The sequence below is a fragment of the Thermogemmatispora tikiterensis genome (genome assembly GCF_003268475.1).
Classification (GTDB): domain Bacteria; phylum Chloroflexota; class Ktedonobacteria; order Ktedonobacterales; family Ktedonobacteraceae; genus Thermogemmatispora; species Thermogemmatispora tikiterensis.
Genome location: NZ_MCIF01000005.1, coordinates 1 through 2,405 on the forward strand (window position 1 = coordinate 1; position 2,405 = coordinate 2,405).

Annotated in this window: 2 protein-coding genes; one reads left to right on the top strand and one right to left on the bottom strand. The window is 63.0% G+C overall.

The window, feature by feature from the left end; translation table 11 throughout:
- Nucleotides 1–1,001, top strand: a 1,001-nt coding sequence (locus A4R35_RS23750) for an FGGY-family carbohydrate kinase (RefSeq protein ID WP_262982364.1), incomplete at its 5' end; no start/stop codon positions are given.
- Between the two features lie 158 nt (nucleotides 1,002–1,159).
- Here the strand turns inward: A4R35_RS23750 and A4R35_RS24490 are convergent.
- Nucleotides 1,160–2,405, bottom strand: a 1,246-nt coding sequence (locus A4R35_RS24490; RefSeq protein WP_189362318.1) for a VWA domain-containing protein, incomplete at its 5' end; no start/stop codon positions are given.

A 2,405-nucleotide genomic window follows, 5' to 3' on the forward strand; every position in this document is an offset into this window, starting at 1 on the left:
GTGGGCGAGCGGGCTTCCCAGCCCATGCGCCCTCCGATCGCCTCATCGTGACCGCCAGCAGTGAGGGGGTCTGTCGGGCCTGGCTGGAGCAGCTGGCGCCCGGGGGCAGGCTGGTGGCGGTGCTGCAGCCAGGGCAGGCGCCGCTGGGGGGCGTGCTGGTGGCCCAGCGGGAGCCGGGAGGCCTCCGGCTGCAGGGGAGGCTGCATTTTCCGCGGCTTTCATGCCGTTGCGCCGGCAGGTGGGCTACGCCGACCGTCCGCCGCGCCCGGCTGGGACGAGCTGGTCGCGCTGGGCACGGTTTCGAGTGCGAGGGGAGGCGGCGTGGCCGGTCACGCCGCTGGCTGGCCTGCTGGAGCCGGGCCGGTAGCGATCAGGAGGCGATGGTCGAAATAGAGCTGCGTGGAGTGCCGGAGGAAGCCGCGAAGACCTGGCAGCAGCTGCAGGAAGCCTGGGAGCTGTGGCGACGGTGGCAGCCGGGGCTGGAGCAGGATCGGCTGGAGGCGGGTGAGCAGGGGCAGCGTCTCGGGCATGAACGCCGCCATCTCCTCCACGCCGCTCTGGAAGGGGTAGCCTTTGGAATGCGTCTGGCCCTGGAATCGCCCTCTGAGGGAGAGGAGGATGGTCGGCTTCTTGCTGTCGGTGGAGGAAGCTTGTGTCCTGGCTGGCAGCAGATGCTGGCGGATATCCTGGGACGGGAGCTTTGGGCTGTCGCTGAGAGAGACACGGCGCTACGTGGGGCTGCACTCCTGGCCGGACTCGTTGCAGGCTATTGGGAGGATGCCACTGCTCTGGCAGCGTGGCGCTCACCGGTTCTGACAGTGACGGCTCCTGGTGCGCATGAGCCATGTATCAAGAGCACTATCAGCGCTATCGCGAGCTCTTGCTCTCACCTGCGGCTGCCGTGCTGGAGGAGCGCGAGTCAGGGGGTACAAGGCTCCGTGAAAGCGAGGGAAGGGGTGGCCAGTTGGAGCCAGGGTGATTTCGTGCTGGCGAGCAGATAGCCAGGCAACCTGCCCACTCAGTACTATGCTCATCTCAGGGCGCTTCGCGGCTGCCCACCAGGAGCCACTCGGGCTGAGGACGTCCCCAGCGCAAACGTCACTGGAAGCGGCGTATGGAGAAAGAGGCCATAGCCGTATGAATAGCTATTCAGTGTGACTCAGCCATCGGCGACAACAGGGTCAGTGAGCAGACCATCGAGGAAAGGCTCCAAGAGGTCGGCGTGGTTGAGCTGATAGCAGCACTTCTTGCCAGAAGGGACCGGGCTTAGGGGAGGGCTGGCCGCTGGGCCTTCCTCGTCGGGCAACTCTGAGGCCAGCTCAAGCATGCATCTGGCTCCGGGAGGCCAATGCTGGGGTGCCCTCCTGCAAAATCGATCAAGCAGCCGTTGGCGATGAATCAGGCCGCTGATGATGACAACCCCGCGTCGCTTTAACAGTCTGGCTGTGATCAAGGCACCTTGTGCGTAGGGAAAGGCACCGTCGGAGATGATGAGCAAGACCTTGCGATGCTGCTGATAGCATGGCTCAAGAAAGCGACGGGCTGCCCAGTCCAGCGCCTCCTGAAAAGGGGTAGCGCCGAAGAGGACGCCTGCGGTGCAGAGTTGCTCTTCAAACTCAGCAGGAACCAATGTACTCAGACTCTTCAGCGGACGGATGACCTCGCGGCTGCTTGCCAACCGAACCCAACGCTGAAGGTTGTTCCTGGCCTCGCGCTGGAACTGGCGGAGGAAGAGAGACAGGACAGTCTCCTCAATGAGCGGTCGCAGGATATCCCAACCATGCTTCTGGAGAAAGCGCCTGGTCAGGCTCTCAACAGTGCGGCGATCAAGGCGAGCCGAGATCAAACGCCGCTGGGCCATCAGCTTGCCGAGCAATAGCGTCAGAACCATTGTCACATGCTGCTCGACCTCTCTTTGGAGGTCGGCATAGATGCGCTTGGCCAGGGTCAGAGCGCGTTCCTCATCCAAATCATCAACGATCTCTTCCAGAGTGAAGCCCAGGACGAAGGCTTGCAGTGCTGTGACAACATACGCCTCGGCGAAACGTTCCAGGTGCCTTTCAATGATGTGGACATAGTGATCCCGAGAACGCTTGAAATGTCTGCTGGCCTGGTTGAAGACCGAGTCTGCGTATTCCCTGGCAGCACGGCGTGAGACCTCGCGAATCCTGACGGCTCGCCGTTCTAGCCGCTCCTGGAACAAAGCTGCAAGTCGAGGGAAGCAGTCGAGACGGGTGAGGCGGGCCAACAAGCTGCGCTGAAGGCGGCGCGTGGCTGACTCGTGCAGGGCCTGTTCAATGTAGTCCACCAGTTCACCAAAGGCATTGGCCACAATGGCCGTCTGCTCGAAGACCGTGCCGGCGCACTGTTGCCATTTCCGATGGAGGAGCTGCTGGAAGCGCTCT